The 16,257-nt window shown below is 71.4% G+C and carries 17 protein-coding genes and 7 tRNA genes; 11 read left to right on the top strand and 13 right to left on the bottom strand.

The genetic code is table 11. From position 1 onward, the window contains the following. Nucleotides 1-244: 244 nt before the first annotated feature. A complete protein-coding gene (locus ACQEVG_RS12355; RefSeq protein ID WP_432981356.1) occupies nucleotides 245-2,554 on the top strand; it encodes a glycosyl hydrolase family 18 protein in 2,310 nt (769 codons plus the stop codon). Between the two features lie 68 nt (nucleotides 2,555-2,622). On the opposite strand, the gene ACQEVG_RS12350 is transcribed toward ACQEVG_RS12355, so the two are convergent. Then, nucleotides 2,623-2,694: transfer RNA gene (locus ACQEVG_RS12350), tRNA-Val, on the bottom strand. Nucleotides 2,695-2,733: 39 nt separating this feature from the next. After that, nucleotides 2,734-3,180: an SRPBCC family protein gene (locus ACQEVG_RS12345; protein WP_432985303.1), complete on the bottom strand. Its 447-nt coding sequence runs from the start codon at nucleotides 3,178-3,180 to the stop codon at nucleotides 2,734-2,736. Nucleotides 3,181-3,273: 93 nt separating this feature from the next. On the opposite strand from ACQEVG_RS12345, the gene ACQEVG_RS12340 reads away from it, so the two are divergent. Further along, a complete protein-coding gene (locus tag ACQEVG_RS12340; protein WP_432981353.1) occupies nucleotides 3,274-5,766 on the top strand; it encodes an SCO7613 C-terminal domain-containing membrane protein in 2,493 nt (830 codons plus the stop codon). Between the two features lie 59 nt (nucleotides 5,767-5,825). Here the strand turns inward: ACQEVG_RS12340 and ACQEVG_RS12335 are convergent. After that, nucleotides 5,826-5,897: transfer RNA gene (locus ACQEVG_RS12335), tRNA-Val, on the bottom strand. Between the two features lie 54 nt (nucleotides 5,898-5,951). Next, a complete protein-coding gene (locus tag ACQEVG_RS12330) occupies nucleotides 5,952-6,410 on the bottom strand; it encodes a TIGR02611 family protein (protein WP_432981350.1) in 459 nt (152 codons plus the stop codon). 190 nt (nucleotides 6,411-6,600) lie between these two features. On the opposite strand from ACQEVG_RS12330, the gene ACQEVG_RS12325 reads away from it, so the two are divergent. Both ACQEVG_RS12325 and ACQEVG_RS12320 read left to right on the top strand, forming a co-directional pair. Next, nucleotides 6,601-7,014, top strand: a complete 414-nt coding sequence (locus tag ACQEVG_RS12325) for an SsgA family sporulation/cell division regulator (RefSeq protein WP_003959770.1) — start codon at nucleotides 6,601-6,603, stop codon at nucleotides 7,012-7,014. Nucleotides 7,015-7,237: 223 nt separating this feature from the next. Further along, on the top strand, nucleotides 7,238-7,795 hold the full coding sequence (locus ACQEVG_RS12320) for a CGNR zinc finger domain-containing protein (RefSeq protein WP_432981347.1): 558 nt from the start codon (nucleotides 7,238-7,240) through the stop codon (nucleotides 7,793-7,795). A gap of 3 nt (nucleotides 7,796-7,798) precedes the next feature. On the opposite strand, the gene ACQEVG_RS12315 is transcribed toward ACQEVG_RS12320, so the two are convergent. Continuing rightward, complete coding sequence (locus ACQEVG_RS12315) at nucleotides 7,799-7,951, bottom strand: hypothetical protein (RefSeq protein ID WP_186357054.1); 153 nt, start codon at nucleotides 7,949-7,951, stop codon at nucleotides 7,799-7,801. Between the two features lie 70 nt (nucleotides 7,952-8,021). Next, nucleotides 8,022-8,465, bottom strand: a complete 444-nt coding sequence (locus ACQEVG_RS12310) for a hypothetical protein (protein WP_432981343.1) — start codon at nucleotides 8,463-8,465, stop codon at nucleotides 8,022-8,024. Between the two features lie 161 nt (nucleotides 8,466-8,626). Between ACQEVG_RS12310 and ACQEVG_RS12305 the strand changes: the two genes are divergently transcribed. Next, a complete protein-coding gene (locus tag ACQEVG_RS12305; RefSeq protein ID WP_432981340.1) occupies nucleotides 8,627-9,139 on the top strand; it encodes a DsbA family protein in 513 nt (170 codons plus the stop codon). A 24-nt stretch (nucleotides 9,140-9,163) separates the two neighbouring features. On the opposite strand, the gene ACQEVG_RS12300 is transcribed toward ACQEVG_RS12305, so the two are convergent. The 3 genes from ACQEVG_RS12300 to ACQEVG_RS12290 all read right to left on the bottom strand — a co-directional run bounded on the left by ACQEVG_RS12300 (nucleotide 9,164) and on the right by ACQEVG_RS12290 (nucleotide 11,956). Further along, nucleotides 9,164-10,003 carry a GNAT family N-acetyltransferase gene (locus ACQEVG_RS12300; RefSeq protein ID WP_432981337.1) on the bottom strand — a complete coding sequence of 280 codons (840 nt, stop codon included), beginning with the start codon at nucleotides 10,001-10,003 and terminating at the stop codon, nucleotides 9,164-9,166. Between the two features lie 63 nt (nucleotides 10,004-10,066). Continuing rightward, nucleotides 10,067-10,900 (bottom strand): aminotransferase class IV, encoded by an 834-nt coding sequence (locus ACQEVG_RS12295; RefSeq protein ID WP_432981334.1) that lies wholly within the window; start codon nucleotides 10,898-10,900, stop codon nucleotides 10,067-10,069. Further along, a complete protein-coding gene (locus ACQEVG_RS12290) occupies nucleotides 10,901-11,956 on the bottom strand; it encodes a chorismate-binding protein (RefSeq protein WP_432981331.1) in 1,056 nt (351 codons plus the stop codon). Between the two features lie 156 nt (nucleotides 11,957-12,112). On the opposite strand from ACQEVG_RS12290, the gene ACQEVG_RS12285 reads away from it, so the two are divergent. The 5 genes from ACQEVG_RS12285 to ACQEVG_RS12265 all read left to right on the top strand — a co-directional run bounded on the left by ACQEVG_RS12285 (nucleotide 12,113) and on the right by ACQEVG_RS12265 (nucleotide 12,557). Continuing rightward, nucleotides 12,113-12,185, top strand: a tRNA-Gly gene (locus ACQEVG_RS12285). A gap of 35 nt (nucleotides 12,186-12,220) precedes the next feature. Next, nucleotides 12,221-12,294 (top strand) — tRNA-Cys (locus ACQEVG_RS12280). A 1-nt stretch (nucleotide 12,295) separates the two neighbouring features. Further along, nucleotides 12,296-12,367 (top strand) — tRNA-Val (locus ACQEVG_RS12275). Nucleotides 12,368-12,386: 19 nt separating this feature from the next. After that, nucleotides 12,387-12,458, top strand: a tRNA-Val gene (locus tag ACQEVG_RS12270). Nucleotides 12,459-12,482: 24 nt separating this feature from the next. After that, nucleotides 12,483-12,557, top strand: a tRNA-Val gene (locus tag ACQEVG_RS12265). 56 nt (nucleotides 12,558-12,613) lie between these two features. On the opposite strand, the gene ACQEVG_RS12260 is transcribed toward ACQEVG_RS12265, so the two are convergent. From ACQEVG_RS12260 to ACQEVG_RS12245, 4 genes are all read right to left on the bottom strand, one after another. Continuing rightward, nucleotides 12,614-12,895 carry a zf-TFIIB domain-containing protein gene (locus tag ACQEVG_RS12260; protein WP_432981328.1) on the bottom strand — a complete coding sequence of 94 codons (282 nt, stop codon included), beginning with the start codon at nucleotides 12,893-12,895 and terminating at the stop codon, nucleotides 12,614-12,616. Between the two features lie 68 nt (nucleotides 12,896-12,963). After that, nucleotides 12,964-13,929 carry a phosphotransferase family protein gene (locus ACQEVG_RS12255; protein WP_432981325.1) on the bottom strand — a complete coding sequence of 322 codons (966 nt, stop codon included), beginning with the start codon at nucleotides 13,927-13,929 and terminating at the stop codon, nucleotides 12,964-12,966. A gap of 225 nt (nucleotides 13,930-14,154) precedes the next feature. Beyond that, nucleotides 14,155-14,361, bottom strand: coding sequence for a hypothetical protein (locus ACQEVG_RS12250; RefSeq protein ID WP_432981322.1), 207 nt, complete (start codon nucleotides 14,359-14,361; stop codon nucleotides 14,155-14,157). A 190-nt stretch (nucleotides 14,362-14,551) separates the two neighbouring features. Continuing rightward, nucleotides 14,552-14,833, bottom strand: coding sequence for a hypothetical protein (locus ACQEVG_RS12245; RefSeq protein WP_432981319.1), 282 nt, complete (start codon nucleotides 14,831-14,833; stop codon nucleotides 14,552-14,554). 230 nt (nucleotides 14,834-15,063) lie between these two features. Here ACQEVG_RS12245 and ACQEVG_RS12240 point away from each other — a divergent pair, with 230 nt between their 5' ends. Beyond that, nucleotides 15,064-16,245: a serine/threonine-protein kinase gene (locus tag ACQEVG_RS12240; protein ID WP_432981316.1), complete on the top strand. Its 1,182-nt coding sequence runs from the start codon at nucleotides 15,064-15,066 to the stop codon at nucleotides 16,243-16,245. Nucleotides 16,246-16,257: the final 12 nt, after the last annotated feature.

The following is a 16,257-nucleotide window of genomic DNA, read 5'->3' as shown; positions in this document are numbered from 1 at the left end:
CAAGAGAAGTGACGGGACAACCGCCACCGCCCGCCGGGAAGTTGGCGCCACCAGGTCAAGAGAAGGCAAAATCACCGGGGATTGGTCTAGGCCTTTCCGGGGGCCGGAACGCGGCGAATCTCTTCCCGGCAGGTCATTGGTACAGCGCTCCCGCCCGCGGGGGCGTTGACGCGGTCGTGACACTTAAGTTTCTTGAGAGGCAGAGACACGGGACGTCCCTCCCCACCCCACACCTAGGAGAGCCGTGTCCACTGCAATCGGATCAAGATCCCTGCCGCCGCCCCGCCGCCGGCTCCTCGCCGTACTCACCGCACTCGTGCTCGCACTTGCCGGGCTCACCGGGCTGGCAGGCACCCCCGCACAGGCCGCGGGCCCGCTCACCGCCTCGTTCACCAGTGCCGACAGCGGCTCCTGGTGGAAGGGCACCTACATCGTCAAGAACGGCACCGGGACCCCGGTCACCGGCTGGACCCTCGAATTCGATCTGCCGCCCGGAGTGACGATCAGCCAGCACTACAACGGGACAGCGACGGTCAGCGGCTCGCACGTGACCGTGACGCCCGCCCACTACAACACCACCGTCCCGGCGAACGGCACCACCGAGCCGTACAGCTACTGGTTCGTCGCCTCCGGACCGATCACCGCCCCGACCGGCTGCCTGGTCAACGGCGACAAGTGCGACGGAAGCCCCGCCAGACCGCCGTCCGCACCCGGCGGCCTGGCCGTCACCGACACCACGGCCCGCACGGTGAGCCTGCAGTGGAACGCCGCGGCTCCCGGCGACTTCCCCGTCGCCTCTTACGAGGTGCTGCGCGGCACCACCGTGGTCGCCGCCACCGCAACCACCTCGGCCACCGTCCGTGAACTGGCCCCGGCCACGGCCTACAGCTTCACCGTCCGCGCCAAGGACACCCGAGGCAACCTCGGACCGGTCGGCGCCGCGGTCACCGCGACCACCGTCGACCCGGCGAGCGACACCGTCCCGCCCACCGCCCCCGGCAATCTGCGCAGCACCGCGGTGACTTCCAGCACCGTCGCCCTGGCGTGGAACGCCGCCACCGACAACAGCCGGGTCGCCGCGTACGACGTCTACCGGGGCACGACCCTGGTCGCGGGCGTCCCGGCGACCTCCCTCAGCACGACGATCACCGGACTGGCCCCGGCCACCCGGTACGACTTCACCGTCAGGGCCCGGGACGCGGCCGACAACGCGTCCCCTGCGAGCAACACCCTGACCGTCACCACCGCCGACCCGGTCGGCGACGGCGGACACGCGACCGTCGGATACTTCGTCCAGTGGGGCATCTACGGCCGCCAGTACTTCGTCAGGAACCTCGACACCTCCGGAGCCGCGGCCAACCTCGATGTCGTCAACTACGCCTTCGGCAACATCGATCCGGTCAACCTCACCTGCCTGAGCGGTGTCACCAAGGGCGTCTCGGGCAATCCGCAGGACCCCAATGAGGGCGACGGGGCCGGTGACGCCGAGGCGGACTACGGCCGTGCCTTCGCCGCGTCGCAGTCGGTGGACGGGGTGGCCGACGACGGCTGGGGCAAGCTGCGCGGCAACTTCAACCAGCTGAAGAAGCTCAAGGCCAAACACCCGCACCTCAAGGTCGTCATCTCACTGGGCGGCTGGACCTACTCGAAGTACTTCTCCGACGTCGCCGCCACCGACGCTTCTCGGAAGAAGTTCGTGAAGTCCTGCATCGACCTGTACATCAAGGGAGACCTGCCCGCGTACAACGGCGCCGGCGGAGCGGGCGTCGCCGCGGGGATCTTCGACGGCATCGACCTGGACTGGGAGTGGCCCGGCTCGCCCGACGGCCACCCCGGCAACCACTGGAGCACCGCGGACAAGGCCAACAACACCGCCCTGATCGCGGAGTTCCGCAAGCAGCTCGACGCCCTGGGCGGCGAGCACAAGCTGCTGACCGCCTTCACCCCGGCCGACCCGAAGAAGATCGACGCGGGCTGGGACCTGTCGAAGATCTTCGGCGATCTGGACATCGCCAATGTCCAGGGCTATGACTTCCACGGCGCGGGCAGCGACAACTCCTGGGAGCCGAACCGCACCGGCCACCAGGCCAACCTCTACCCCGACGCCCAGTCTCCGTACGCCAACGACTTCAGCATCGACGGCGCGGTGAAGGCGTACGCCACCGCCGGAGTGAGTCCGCGGAAGCTGACCATCGGCTTCCCCTTCTACGGCCGCGGCTGGAAGGAGGTCGCCGCCGGCGGCGTCAACGGCGAATGGCAGAGCGCCAATGGCGCGGCCCCCGGCCAGTTCGCGGAGGAGGCCGGTACGCGCGGGTACCAGAACCTCGTCACCAGCGTCCCGAATCTCACGGTCGTCCACGACACCCAGTCGGTGGCCACCTACGGCTACCAGGGCGCGGGAGGCCAGTGGTGGTCCTTCGACGACACCTGGTCGATCGGCCAGAAGGCGGCGTACATCAAGTCGAAGGGGCTGCTGGGCGGGATGATCTGGGAGATGTCCGGCGACACCCCGGGCGGAACCCTGCTCAGTGCCCTGCACAGCGGGCTGCAGTAACACCACCAACACCGGCGCCCGAAAAGCGTCGAGGCCGGTCCGTCAGCTGACGGACCGGCCTCTCCCGGTGGGCGATACTGGGTTCGAACCAGTGACCTCTTCGGTGTGAACGAAGCGCTCTCCCACTGAGCTAATCGCCCGGGAACGCACTGAACCATACAGGTCCCCGCGGGTTTCCTTCAAACTCTGTCCAGGTACGCGGTCAGCCCGCGCCGGCCCCCGCGCATCATCGCCGTGTGGTTCGCGCGGAACACCGGACGGCACGGCAGCGCCAGCCGCCTCATCAGCGGCTTGCACACCTCCACCTCCTGTTCGTACAGCGCCCGGGTGCCGGCGCCGCGCGCCGTCAGCGTCCACCGGGCCCAGCCCTCCAGGTCCCCTTCCAGCCCGACTTCGAGCACACCCTGCGCCGGGTCGCGCCGCTGGGCGCGGGCGGTGACGAGCAGTTCGTACGGGAGGAAGGAACGGAAGCGCGCCAGACCGCTGTCGTCGTCGATCGGGGTCACTTCGCGCACCTGCGGCCACCAGCGGGGGTAGTCGTCGGCCCGCTCCAGTACGGCGTACACGGCGTCGGGGCGGGCGGTCAGGTCCCAGACGCTGCGGAAGCGGTAGCGACACCAGTCCATGCTCCAAGTCTGCGCCCGCGGGGGCGTACTCATGCGCGAACTGAGTATCCGCACCCATGCCGTGGGGTGTGGCGGGGGCCACACTCTCGCAGCATGGAGAACGTTCCGCCACCCGCCGAGGAGCTGGCGATCCTCGACCGCGAGCTGGTCCAACTGGATGCCCGCAGGGCACAGTTGCTGGCCCGCCGAACATGGCTGCTCGCCGTGCTTCAGCCGCCCGCCGCGCCGGCTCCGGCCGCCCGGCCCTTCGCGGCGCCGCCCTTCGCCGCCTCGCCGCGCGCGGCATCGCCGTCGGAGGCCTCGCCGCCGGGCGTGCAGAATCTGCTGCTCACTCTCGGCGGGATTCTGCTGACCATCGCGGCGATCGCGTTCACGCTGGTCAGCTGGGGCCACATGGGTATCGGCGGGCGCTCGCTGGTGCTCGGCGCGGTGACGGTCGCGGCGCTCGCGGCGCCGGTCGCGCTGCTGCGCCGTGGGCTCGCGTCGACGGCGGAGTCGCTGGCCGGTCTCGGTCTGGTGCTCATGGTGCTCGACGCGTACGCCCTGCATGTGGTGGCGCTGCCCGACACCGGCGGCCTCGCGTACTCGGCCGTGGCATCGGCCGTGCTCGCCGTGCTCTGGGCGGCGTACGGGCTGTCGCTGGACGGGCTGCGGATTCCGCTGCCGGTGGCCGTGCTGACCGCCCAACTCCCGCTTCCGCTCTGGGCACTGACCGCTTCCGCGGGCGCGCCGCCGCTCGCATGGGCACTGCTGGCCACCGCCGCGCTCGATGTCGCGGCCGCGCTGTGGGCGAAGACCGCGGGTGTCCGGGGCATCGCCACCACCGGTGCCGCGGTGACGGGCGGCTGGGCGCTGCTGATCGGCGGCGTGCAGTCGGTGACGGCGGATTCAGCGCTGGACGCGGTCGCCCCGGCCGTGCTGCTGGTCGCGGCCGCGGGGGTGGCCCTGTGCGCGGCCTTGCGGTCGCCCTCGGCCGCTGCTCCGTCGTCCGCGGCGGCCGGTTTCGCGACGATCGCGGGCATCGGCGGCGTGGCCCGTGCGGCGGTCCCGGAGGGCTGGTCGGTTCTCGGGTATCTGCTGTGCGCGGTGGGCCTGTTGGGGCTGGTACGGGTGGGCGTGCCGCGGCGTCTGCAGCCCGGCCTGATCAGCGCGGCGGGGGTGGTCCACGCCATCGCGGCGCTGTGGACGCTGCCACTGGTCGCGCTCACGCTGGCGGGCCCGCTGACCGGCCTGGACGACATCTGGTCGGGCACGCCGGCGGACGCCCGCGGGGCGCTGGGCGCACAGCTCCCGGAGTCGGGCCTGACGGCGGCCCCGCTGGTGCTGCTGATACTGGCGGCGGCCCTGACGGCCGCCTCCCGCCGACCGCTCACCGAGCCGCCGAGCGCGTCCGGGCCGGGCCCCGAGCACTCCGCCCGGCCCGGTGGGGCTCCGCGTGTCGGCGGGTCCCCGGCTCCGCGCCGCGATCGGCGGGCCGCCGGCCTCACCGCGGCCCTCGCTCTCGCGTGGGCGGGACTGTTCGTCGTGCCGCCCGCCCTGGATCTCGGCTACACGGCCACCGTGACCGTCCACCTGCTCCTGACCGCCGCCGCGCTCCTGCTCACCGTGCGCCCCGTGCGGGACACCGCGGTCGTCGCCCTCGCCTGCGCTCTCAGCGGCGCCGTGAGCGTCGCCGTGCTCTCTCTGGCGACGCGACCGGCGACGTTCAGCGTCCTGGGCACCCTGACCGTCGCGCTCGCCGTGAGCGCGGCCGTATCGCGTGCCGGGCGGACTGTGCAGGCGATCCTCGCCTGCGCCGCCACCGGCTTCATGACGGCCCTCGTCGGCGCTCTCGCCGCTGCCGCCGGGCTCCCGCCCCATCAGGTCGCGCCGGCGATCCTCGCCGTGCCCGCCGCGGTCGCGCTGATCGCCGCCCGGCTGGGCCGCCATCCCGTGGCCCTCCCGATGGAGTGCACCGGCGCCGGCGCGGGGCTCCTCGCGGTCGCCCTGGCCTCCGGGGACCGTCCCACCCTCGCCCTGGTGCTCGCGCTCGGCGGCGTGATCGCCGCGGGCACCGCGGTGCGGGCCGAGCGCCGCCCGGCCGCCGGATACGTCGCGGCGGTGCTGTTCGTGCTGGCCACCTGGGTACGGCTGGCCGCGTCGGACGTGTCGGTCCCCGAGGCGTACACCCTGCCTGTCACCGTCCCCGCACTCGCCGTCGGCCTGCTGCGCCGCCGTCGCGACCCGCAGGCTTCGTCCTGGACGGCGTACGGCCCCGGTCTCGCCGCGACGCTGCTGCCCAGCCTCGTCGCGGCCTGGGGCGACGAGCACTGGCTGCGTCCGCTGCTGCTCGGCGTCGCGGCCCTGGGCGTCACGCTGGCCGGTGCCCGGCTGCGCCTCCAGGCGCTCCTGGTGCTCGGCGGCTCGGTGCTCGCTCTCGACGCCCTGCACGAGCTCGCTCCGTACGTCGTCCAGGTCGTCGGCGCTCTCCCCCGCTGGCTGCCGCCCGCGCTCGCCGGGCTGCTGCTGCTCGCCGTCGGCGCGACCTACGAGCAGCGGCTGCGCGACGCGCGCAGGCTGCGGGACGCGCTCGGCCGGATGCACTGAGCCGGCCAACGCCGAAGGCCCCGGAGACTCAATAGAGTCTCCGGGGCCTTCGGTCCGGGTGGGCGATACTGGGTTCGAACCAGTGACCTCTTCGGTGTGAACGAAGCGCTCTCCCACTGAGCTAATCGCCCCGGCGCACCGCACACGTTACCCCATGTCAGCGGGTGCCTCTGACCGTTTTCGGGTCACTCCTTGATCTTCCACGGCATCACCACGCCGAACTTCCAGACGTAGATTCCGACCAGCACCGCGATGATCACCAGACCGATCGTGGTGAGGATGATGTTCCTCCGGCGCACCCTGGGATCGAGCGCCCGCTGCGCCGCCTCGGTCACTTTGCGCTTGGTCCAGCGGAGCACCAGCTGCGCCCAGACGAACTCGGTCGCCCAGATCGCCATGCCGCCGAAGATCACCAGCCAGCCGGGACCCGGCAGCGGCAGCATCACGATGCCGGCGCCGACGACCGCGAGTCCGATAACGAATACCCCGACCTGCCAGCTCAGATGCAGTGGCCGGGACCTCTTGATGAAGTGGGGCGCCTTTGAGCCGAGCTCCGGCTCCTTCGCCACCGTCACGTCCCCCGTCGCGGGGTCTGGGGCCGTCGCTGCGACGGACTCCCCCCGCTCGTCACTCTCCGCGTTCATAAAGCCAAACCTACCGGATTCCAGCCAGTCACCGGAATGGCCGTATAACACAAAGTGATGCACCGCCGTACGAGCGACATGAAGGATCACAAAACGGTCAGAGGGGTTTACAACGGCACCGTAGGTGGCATGTCGATTTCGCCGACGTGCGAATCCCCGAGCGCACACTGAGCGAAAGGCCCTGGCGCTTATGAACACCACGGTCAGCTGCGAGCTGCACCTGCGCCTCGTTGTATCGAGCGAGTCTTCACTGCCTGTACCCGCGGGCCTGCGGTATGACACGGCCGATCCCTATGCCGTGCACGCCACCTTCCACACCGGAGCCGAGGAGACGGTCGAGTGGGTCTTCGCCCGCGACCTTCTCGCCGAGGGTCTGCACCGGCCCACCGGCACGGGCGACGTCAGAGTCTGGCCTTCCCGCAGTCACGGCCAAGGCGTCGTCTGCATCGCGCTGAGCTCCCCGGAGGGCGAAGCCCTGCTCGAGGCCCCGGCGCGGGCCCTGGAGTCGTTCCTGAAGCGGACCGACGCCGCGGTGCCACCCGGCACCGAGCATCGTCACTTCGATCTCGACACAGAGCTCTCGCACATCCTGGCCGAGAGCTGAGCCAGGCAGAGAGCTGCACGGCGCCGTCCGACTCGGGGAGACGGCGCCGCGCGGACAACCACATACGGCAGACACCGGCGCCGTCACCGCGGAATCCACCGCGGTGACCGGCGCCGGTCGCTCTGGGCGGCCGCGGTGGGGGCAAAGGACACCACGAGGCAAAATCTGAGTAGAGTCTGCGCAATTCGTGGGCACCGGCCCGCAGCAGGCCAGGGAGCGAATCGTGATGATCCCCCACGACACCAGGATCGCCCTCGACACCGTCGTCGATCTGGTGAACACCGCACCGGAGAGCGAGCAGGCCGAGGGGCTCACCGACGTTGCCGCGCTGTACGCATTCGTACGCAGTCACTTCATCAGCGGTGTGGGCGAGCTGACCCAGCGGGACCTGAAGGCCGTGCAGGGCGTACGGACGCAGTTCGCGGAGATCTTCGCGGCGCCCGACAGCCGTACCGCGGCCGCTCTGGTCAATGAGCTGGTGGCGGCCGCGGGGACCACCCCCCAGCTCACCGACCACGACGGCTACGACTGGCATGTGCACTACTTCGCGCCGGGCGCCTCCATCGCCGACCATCTCGCCGCGGACTGCGGGATGGCGCTGGCGTTCATCGTCGTGACGGGCGAGCAGGAGCGGCTGCGACGCTGCGAGGCGCCGGACTGCGGGCGCGCGTTCGTCGATCTCTCCCGCAATCGCTCGCGCCGCTACTGCGACAGCCGCACCTGCGGCAACCGCCTGCATGTCGCCGCGTACCGCGCGCGCCGCAAGGAAGCGGCCGGCTGACCTTCACAGCAGGAACAGATCGTGCACCGCTGCCATCAGCAGCAGGAAGCCGATCACCGCGAGGAAGATCATCAGGGGTGGCTGGGAGAGCGCGAAGAGGCAGCCACGCGGCTCTTCGGTCGGTGCGGGGGCCTCGCCCCGGGAGGTATCGAGCATCTCGGGGTGATGATGACGCAGCCCGGCCCGTGGTGATCGAACAACACGCCCCGCGAGTGCGGGAGTTCATTCAAATTCCGTGCTTCTTGAGGATCGCCTCGATGTCGCTGAAATCATCGCCGGAGCCGGCGGCCTTCGGCTTCACCGCCGGCTGCGCGGCCGGCCGGCTGCCCGGCCCCAGGGAGCGCGCGGAGGCCGCGGTGGCGACCGCCTCGCGCTGTGCCGCCTGCGCTGCCTTGCGCTCCTTGCGGGTCCCGCCGCGGCGCCGCTCCACGGCGCGGGTCGTCATGAAGAGCAGCCACGCGCCGCCCAGCAGGCCGAAACCGAGCCATGCGGACGGACTGAAGGCCGTGTCGACGGCCCACTCGACCGCGCCGGTCAGCACCAGGCCGACGGGGACGAGGGAGTAGGCGAGTATCCGGGCAGCAGTGAGGAAACGCTTGCGGTACGCCGTGACGGCGGCGATGCCCAGGCCCGCCGCGGACACTGCGGAACATATGGTCTCGGCAAGCATCCGGTCCTCCAGGCTGGCTCGGGCATGAGCGTCCCTTCCATCGTGCACCTGCGGTCCGTGTCCGGGCCACGGTCCCGTGCGACCTCAGGGAGATCTCCGGGACGGCTCTCCTCCCCAGGTCCCGGTTGGGCCCTGCGGGAGCGGGCTGGGAGACTGTCCTCATGAGCGACTCGACCACCGCCGGCCCCGTCGTACTCGACGTCTGGTGCGAGCTCCAGTGCACCGACTGCCGCAAGGCCCTGGGGGATCTGCGGGCCCTGCGTGAGCGCTACGGCGACCGGCTGGAACTGCGGCTGCGCCACTTCCCCCTCGACAAGCACAAGCACGCCTTCGCTGCCGCGCAAGCCGCGGAGGAGGCGCTCGAACAGGGCAAGGGCTGGCCGTACGTCGAAGCGGTGCTCGGACGTGTCGAGGAGCTGGACCGCCGGGGCGTGCCGCTGCTGCTCGACGTCGCGCGTGAACTGGGCCTGGACGCCGAGGAGTTCGACACCGCCCTGATCGACGGGCGGCACATCCTGATCGTCGACGCCGACCAGGCCGAGGGCAAGGCGATCGGCGTGACGGGCACTCCGACGTATGTCATCGACGGCGAACGACTGGACGGTGGCAAGAGCCAGGAGGGGCTGCGGGCGCGTATCGAGGAGATCGCGGACCGGCTGCTCGCCAACGCCTGATCCGGCGCCTGATCCGGACACGACCTAGAGCAGCTGCTTGAAGGAGTTGACGGTCGTCGTCCGGTAGCCGAGCGACTCGTAGAGCCCGATCGCCGGAGCGTTGCCCGCGAAAACATGCAGTCCCAGCAGCGGCAGCCCGGCGTCCAGGGCGACGCGCTCGGCAAGCAGCATCAGGGACCGCCCGTGGCCCTGCGCGCGCCGGCTCTCGACGACCTCGACGTCGTACACGTACGCCCCTTGTTCGCCGGGCCGCACCTCGCGTCGTCCGACGAGGAGATGTCCGACGGCCGCGCCCTCGTGGACCAAGACGCTGAGCCAGGTCCCTTGCGTGGCAAGGCCCTCCGGCAGGAGATCGCGGTGATCGGCCTGCGCCTTGGCGCGCGCCCGGTCTCGCGGGACCCCGCGATCGGCCCAGCTCTGCGCATAGGTCTCGATTCCCGAGGCGAGCCACCGCTGGAACTCTGCCTCACTCATCGGCCGGCCCTGGACGTCGGGCGGCAGGGCGGGCGGCCGACCGGTGAGCTCCTTGAGCATGTTGCGGCTGCGCTCGGTGTAGCCGAGGACGGTCACAAGACGCGTGGCGGCGGTGGCGTCCGGCGGTACGGACACCTGTACCTGCGTGCAGCCCCAGCCGCGCAGCACTTCCTCGGCGGCGAGCGCGGCGACGGTCCCCCGCCCGCGCCGCCGGTCCCGCTCGTCGATGCTCAGCGACCGGATGGTGCCGGCCGCGGTGCCGAGGGCGGGGTGGGTGGCGATCTCGATCGTGCCGACGGGACGACTGTTCACACAGACCTCATAGGTGCGTGACTGCGCGCCGTCCGCCTCGTGCTGAAGCGGCGCGGTCGGCCGCAGGGTCGTGGTCATCACGGGTGTTCTACCCGCCCCCACGGCCGCCCGTCACGCGGTTTTGCCTGTCCGTCCGGGGATTCAGTACAAAGCCTTCGGGTCCTGGTCCGCAGCCGCGCGCTCCTCGAAGATCCGCATGGCCTCGGCGGTCACCGGCCCCGGCGCGCCGGCGAGCTCGCGCCCGTCGATCCGCCCGACCGCCTGGACGTCGCGGAGGGTGGACGTCAGGAAGATCTCCTCGGCCCGGTCCAGCACGTCGAAGGGCAGATCGGTCTCCTTGGCTCCCGTCCACTCGACGGTGAGGGCGCGGGTGATGCCCGCGAGGCAGCCGGAGGAGACGGGCGGGGTGTGCAGTTCGCCGTCGAGCACAACGAAGACATTGGAGCCGGTGCCCTCGCAGAGCCGTCCGACGGTGTTGGCGAAGAGCGCTTCGGACGCACCCTGCTCGCTCGCCCTGGCGAGTGCGACGACATTCTCCCCGTACGACGTCGTCTTCAGCCCCGCCAGCGCTCCGCGCTCGTTGCGGGTCCAGGGGACGGTGACGACGGCGGTGGTGTCGGGGCGGCGCTTGCTCGCGCCGAGCGCCACAACGAGGGTCGGCCCTTCGTCGCCGCGGTCGGAGCCGAGCGGCGAGGTGCCGCCGGTGTAGGTGATGCGCAGCCGGCCGAGCTCCATGGGGTTGGCTTCCAGCACGGCGGTGCAGGCGCGGCCGACCTCGTTCAGGTCAGGCGCCGGCAGACCGAGGCCGAGTGCGGAGCGGGTCAGCCGGTCGAGGTGCTGGGTGAGGGCGAAGGGCTGCCCGTGCACCGCCTTGATGGTCTCGAAGACGCCGTCGCCCACGGTCAGTCCGTGATCGAACACGGACACCCGGGCGTCCTTGGCGTCCGTGAGTGCGCCGTTGACCCAGAGCTTCATCTAGCCGGTCCTTCCGCTTGCCGCATACGCCCCCGACGCTACCGCGAGCAGCCGGGAGGCCTTCAGCTCGGTCTCCTCCCATTCGCGCTGGGGGTCGGAGCCCCAGGTGATCCCGGCGCCGGTGCCGAAGCGGAGCACCGGTGCCGCGGGGTGGGTGCGGTCGATCCAGAACGTGCGTATGCCGACGGCGAGCTCACCGGTGCCGCGGTCGGCGTCCACCCAGCCGATGCCTCCGCAGTACGGTCCGCGGGGCGCCGTCTCCAGCGCGGCGATGATCTTCAGCGCACTGGACTTGGGCGCTCCGGTCACCGAGCCGGGCGGGAAGGTGGCCGCGAGCAGCTCCGGCCAGCCGGCCCCCAGACCCAGCTCGCCGCGGACCGTCGAGACGAGATGCACCAGGCCGGGATGGGCCTCGACCGCGCACAGCGCGGGGACGGAGACCGTGCCGGTGGCGCAGACCCGCCCCAGGTCGTTGCGGACGAGGTCCACGATCATCACGTTCTCCGCGTGGTCCTTCTCCAGCAGGTCCTCGGCGGTACGACCGGTGCCCTTGATCGGCCCGGACTCGACCGTGGTCCCACTGCGCCGCAGATACAGCTCGGGCGATGCGGTGGCAATCTCCACGCCGTGGGCGGGCAGCCTGATCGTTCCGGCGTACGGAGCCGGGTTGCCGCGCGCCAGCAGAGCGGTCAGGGCATCTACGTCGGCGGCGTCCGGGTCGGGCAGCGGTGCGGAGAGAATTCGGCAGAGGTTCGCCTGATAGACCTCCCCGGCTGCTATGTGCTCGCGGATGCGCCGTACACCGGCGGTGTACGCGTCCCGGTCCAGCGAGGAGTTCCAGTCCTCCGCCGCGGGGCCCCGCCAGCGCCCCGGCATGGGCTCGGGCACCGGCTCCGTACGGACATCGCGGAAGCGGGCGCAGGTCAGACGGCCCTCGAAGTCCGCGGCAACGGCCCAGAAGCCCTCGGAGTCGAGTGCTTCCGGGTCCCTGGTCACATCGCGGAGGCCCGTGGCGAGAAGGTGGCCGAAGCGGGCCAAAGGAGCAGTGTCGTGCACGTCTGTGAGTCTATGGCCGGTGCCGATGAGCTGCCGATGAGCTGCTGCCGTGTGAACACACCTCAGCACGCTGCGGAAACGCGTTTTTGTGCTGGCCCGGGAATCCGCTAGAGTTCAACACGTCGCCGGGACGTGCAAGCGGTCCGGAACCGACAAGCGGACGTGGCTCAGTTGGTAGAGCATCACCTTGCCAAGGTGAGGGTCGCGAGTTCGAATCTCGTCGTCCGCTCGATGAGGGGGATCTTCCCGAACCCTCACACTCCGGGTGGAGTGGCCGAGAGGCGAGGCAACGGCCTGCAAAGCCGTCTACACGGGTTCAAATCCCGTCTCCACCTCCAAGGACGATTAGCTCAGCGGGAGAGCGCTTCCCTGACACGGAAGAGGTCACTGGTTCAATCCCAGTATCGTCCACTGGATCCGCATGGATCACGCGCGATTAGCTCAGCGGGAGAGCGCTTCCCTGACACGGAAGAGGTCACTGGTTCAATCCCAGTATCGCGCACGCAGTACCACGCAAGATCGTCCCGCGCGATTAGCTCAGCGGGAGAGCGCTTCCCTGACACGGAAGAGGTCACTGGTTCAATCCCAGTATCGCGCACCAGCCAGAACCCCCCGGCCGCCTCGGCGCCCGGGGGGTTCTGTCGTTGCGGGGGCGGCTCAGGAGGAGAAGAGCATCCGGCCGAAGCTCTTGTGGCGGTAGTGCCCGCCGTGATGTCCGCCGTGGTGCGGCGCGCCCCAGGCGGGGGCGGGGGCGGCAGGGTAGGCCTGCGGGGCGGGCGGCGCGGGCGGGGCCTGCTGGGTCCACTGCGACTCGAGGCGGGTGAGGGACTCGAGCTCGCCGTAGTCGAGGAATATCCCCCGGCAGCCGCTGCACTGCTCGATCTGGACGCCGTTGCGGTTGTACGTGTGCATCGCTGCGTGACACTTGGGACACTGCATGGTCTGCTCAGCTCCTCGCCGTTCGGTCGACGTCGCCGGGATGCATGCCCGGTGACGAGGAGTTCAGACTACGACGAGGACTCGAAGTCCAACTCAGCAGGGAGTGTGGCAATTCGGGCACAGGATTCGATCATCGCCTGATCGACCTCGTCCGGATCGCGTTGCTCCGCTGCCGCCTTTGCCAGGGCCAGGGCGGCGGTCTGGACGGTCAGTGCACGGGCCGGGACGTCGAGTTGGGGCCAGGGGTCGCCGTCGGCGGGGACCGCCGGGCCCTGTGCGGCGGTGTACGCCCCGAGGAACCGCTGCCAGATCTCCGGGGGCAGCAGGCCCGCGGCGTACCAGGCGGCGGGGCGGGCCAGGTCCCAGGCGGGGTCGCCGAGGCCGAGGTCGTCGACGTCGATCAGCAGCCAGCGGCCGCCGCGCGCGGGGTGGCGGACGAGCTGGCCGAGGTGGAGGTCGCCGTGGCAGAGCGTGGTGCTGCGGGGCAACGGGGCCTCGCCGCGGGCCCAGGCGGGTAGCCGCTCCCAGGCCCGTTCGACGGTCGCGGCCGCGGGGCGGTCCCCGGCCGCCGCGCGCATCCGCGCCCGGGCCCGGGCCGCCTTGGCGGGGCCGCGCATGGGCGGGAGGGGACCGGGAAGGCGGTCGGTGTCGACCCGGTGGAGCCGGGCCAGCAGGACCGCGGCGTCCTCCCAGGGGGCGACGTCGGGATGGGCAGGGTCCACGGGGACGCCGTACGGCCAGGCCGAGACGGGTCGGCCGTGCAGGTCCGCGGCGGGGAGCGGGACGGGCGCGAGCAGAATGCCGGTGAGGCTCGGGTGGGCCGCGACGGCGAGGCGGGTGGCCAGGGCCGCGGTGTCGGTGTCGGCGGCGTGCGCCTTGACGACGACTCCCCCGCTGCGTACGACGGTTCCGTCCACCCGGTCCGCGAGCACTGCCGGGCGACCGCACACACAGCGGCCTGCGGCGCGGGGCGCGGGTAGGTGAGCAGCGTCGTGCGCGAGGTCGCTCAGCGAACGTACGACGGATGCGGTCACGGTCTCCCCCGGGTGCGGTACGGCCCGGCGTGACGGCGCCGGCCCTTGGGCCGAGCCTACGCGCGGCCACGTGGTGCCGTTGCGCAACGAAGGGCAAACAGCGCGATGGCCGGTCAGCTCCCCAGCTGACCGGCCAAACGCTGTCGTCCGCCGCACCCCCGTCCCCACGGGGTTGTTGGCCGGATGTCCCCGACCCGGACCGCTCTTCCGGGTCCGGGGCGCCGCTCAGCGCCCCAGCATCACGCCCACGGACGACGCCTGTGTGACAACTGCCTCCCAGCCGCCGAAGGCGACCACGAGCAGTGCCGCGAGAGGAAGCACCATGACCGTCGCCACCAACGGGTGACGCCTGCCGGACGGGCGGCCGCCGAACGCGGCGAAAGCCTTGCGTCCCTGCGTGCGGATGATCGTCCGCGATGCCGTGTCCGCCATGGTCCCTCTCCTGATTCGTATGTGGCAGCGGCGGGTGTCTGACCTCGGGGGACGAGTGCTGCACCCGCCGCTTGACCTCAACACTAGGGATTCGGCAGGGCCCGGTCGTCATGCCCGCGTACCGATTGCCGGGCCTCCCGGAGGATGAGCCGCGGCCCGGCGACGTACTCCCCTGGGTGGAGACGGGGTCCTAGGCCTTGGGGTCTTCCCGGAGGGGGCGCTCCGAGGAGTCCTCCCTGGGCACCGGCTGCTCGACCGGAGCCGGCACCCGGGTGGCCATGAATCGGGCCGTCCGCACCACCGAGCCTCCCCCGACTGCCGCTGGGAGGCGCCCCCAGGTGACTTCGCTCACTTCCACCACCCCTGTGCGCACGGCCGTCTCGACCCTGCGACCCGCCCTGCTTGCCACCACTTCCTCCGTACGAGTCGTGTCTCCCGCCTCCACGGCCGTCTCCACGCGGTCACCCTTCATCGATCCAATCCCCCTTCTGCGACGGTCCGTTGAGATCTCGCACCGGCCAGGGCGCCTGGATCCACTGCCCCCTGACCACTCTTCAAATTTCCCACCCGGCACTGACAATCGATCGGGCCGCGAGGGCGCGGCCTATGAGCACACCGGGTCGGGGGTACGTAAGCTGTGCCACGTCAAACGGGCGACCGCGGCAGCGGGGTGGGGCCACCCACCGTAAGTAGGGGACGGACATGGCGATGATGCGGCTCCGGCGCGAGGACCCGCGTGTCGTCGGCTCGTTCAGGCTGCACCGACGGCTCGGCGCGGGTGGCATGGGCGTTGTCTATCTGGGCTCCGACCGACGCGGCCAGCGCGTCGCCCTGAAGGTGATCCGGCCGGATCTGGCGGAGGACCAGGAGTTCAGGTCGCGGTTCGCGCGCGAGGTCTCGGCGGCACGGCGGATCCGCGGCGGCTGTACGGCGCGGCTCGTGGCCGCCGATCTGGAGGCGGACCGCCCGTGGTTCGCCACTCAGTACGTTCCCGGGCCTTCTCTGCACGACAAGGTGGCCGAGGACGGCACGCTCCGGGCCGCCGAGGTGGCCGCGATCGGCGCGGCGCTGTCGGAGGGCCTGGTGGCGGTGCACGAGGCCGGTGTCGTACACCGGGACCTCAAGCCGTCGAACATCCTGCTGTCGCCGAAGGGCCCGCGGATCATCGACTTCGGCATCGCCTGGGCGACCGGCGCGAGCACGCTCACGCATGTCGGCACGGCGGTGGGTTCCCCCGGCTTCCTCGCGCCGGAGCAGGTGCGCGGCGCGGCGGTCACACCCGCCACCGACGTCTTCGCGCTGGGTGCCACGCTCGCGTACGCGGCGACCGCCGACTCGCCCTTCGGGCACGGCAGTTCGGAGGTCATGCTGTACCGGGTGGTGCACGAGGAGCCGCAGCTGCACGGGGTTCCGGACGCGTTGGCTCCGCTGGTACGCGCCTGTCTGGCGAAGGATCCCGAGGAACGCCCCAGCACCCTGCAGCTGTCGATGCGGCTGAAGGAGATCGCGGCCAGGGAGGCCCAGGGTCTTTCGGAGGGACGCCCGCCGGCCCAGCGGGAGCGGATCGGGCAGGACCGGCCGGCCTCGCGCTATTCGGAGCGGACGCAACGCTCCGAGCGGAGCGACCGGACAGAGCGCCTGGAGCGGCGTACGGGTGGCACCCCGGCGCCGCGCACGCAGCCGCCGCGCACCGGCGGATCGCGGCCCCAGCCGCCCCGCAACACGGCCCGTACGAACGGTCGTCAGGGCACCAGGCCCGGCGTACGCACCACATCTGCCGGGCGGCGGCCCGCCAACCCGCGGCTGCTGCGGCAGCGCATCGTCGTCTTCGTCGTGGTGACGCTGATCGTGGCGCTCGGCATCGCCGCGGCCCAGCAGCTGTAGCGGCCGCAGCTG

The sequence above is a fragment of the Streptomyces sp. CA-135486 genome, from assembly GCF_050936555.1.
In the GTDB taxonomy this organism is placed as follows: domain Bacteria; phylum Actinomycetota; class Actinomycetes; order Streptomycetales; family Streptomycetaceae; genus Streptomyces.
This window is presented reverse-complemented; position numbering and strand designations above follow the sequence as displayed.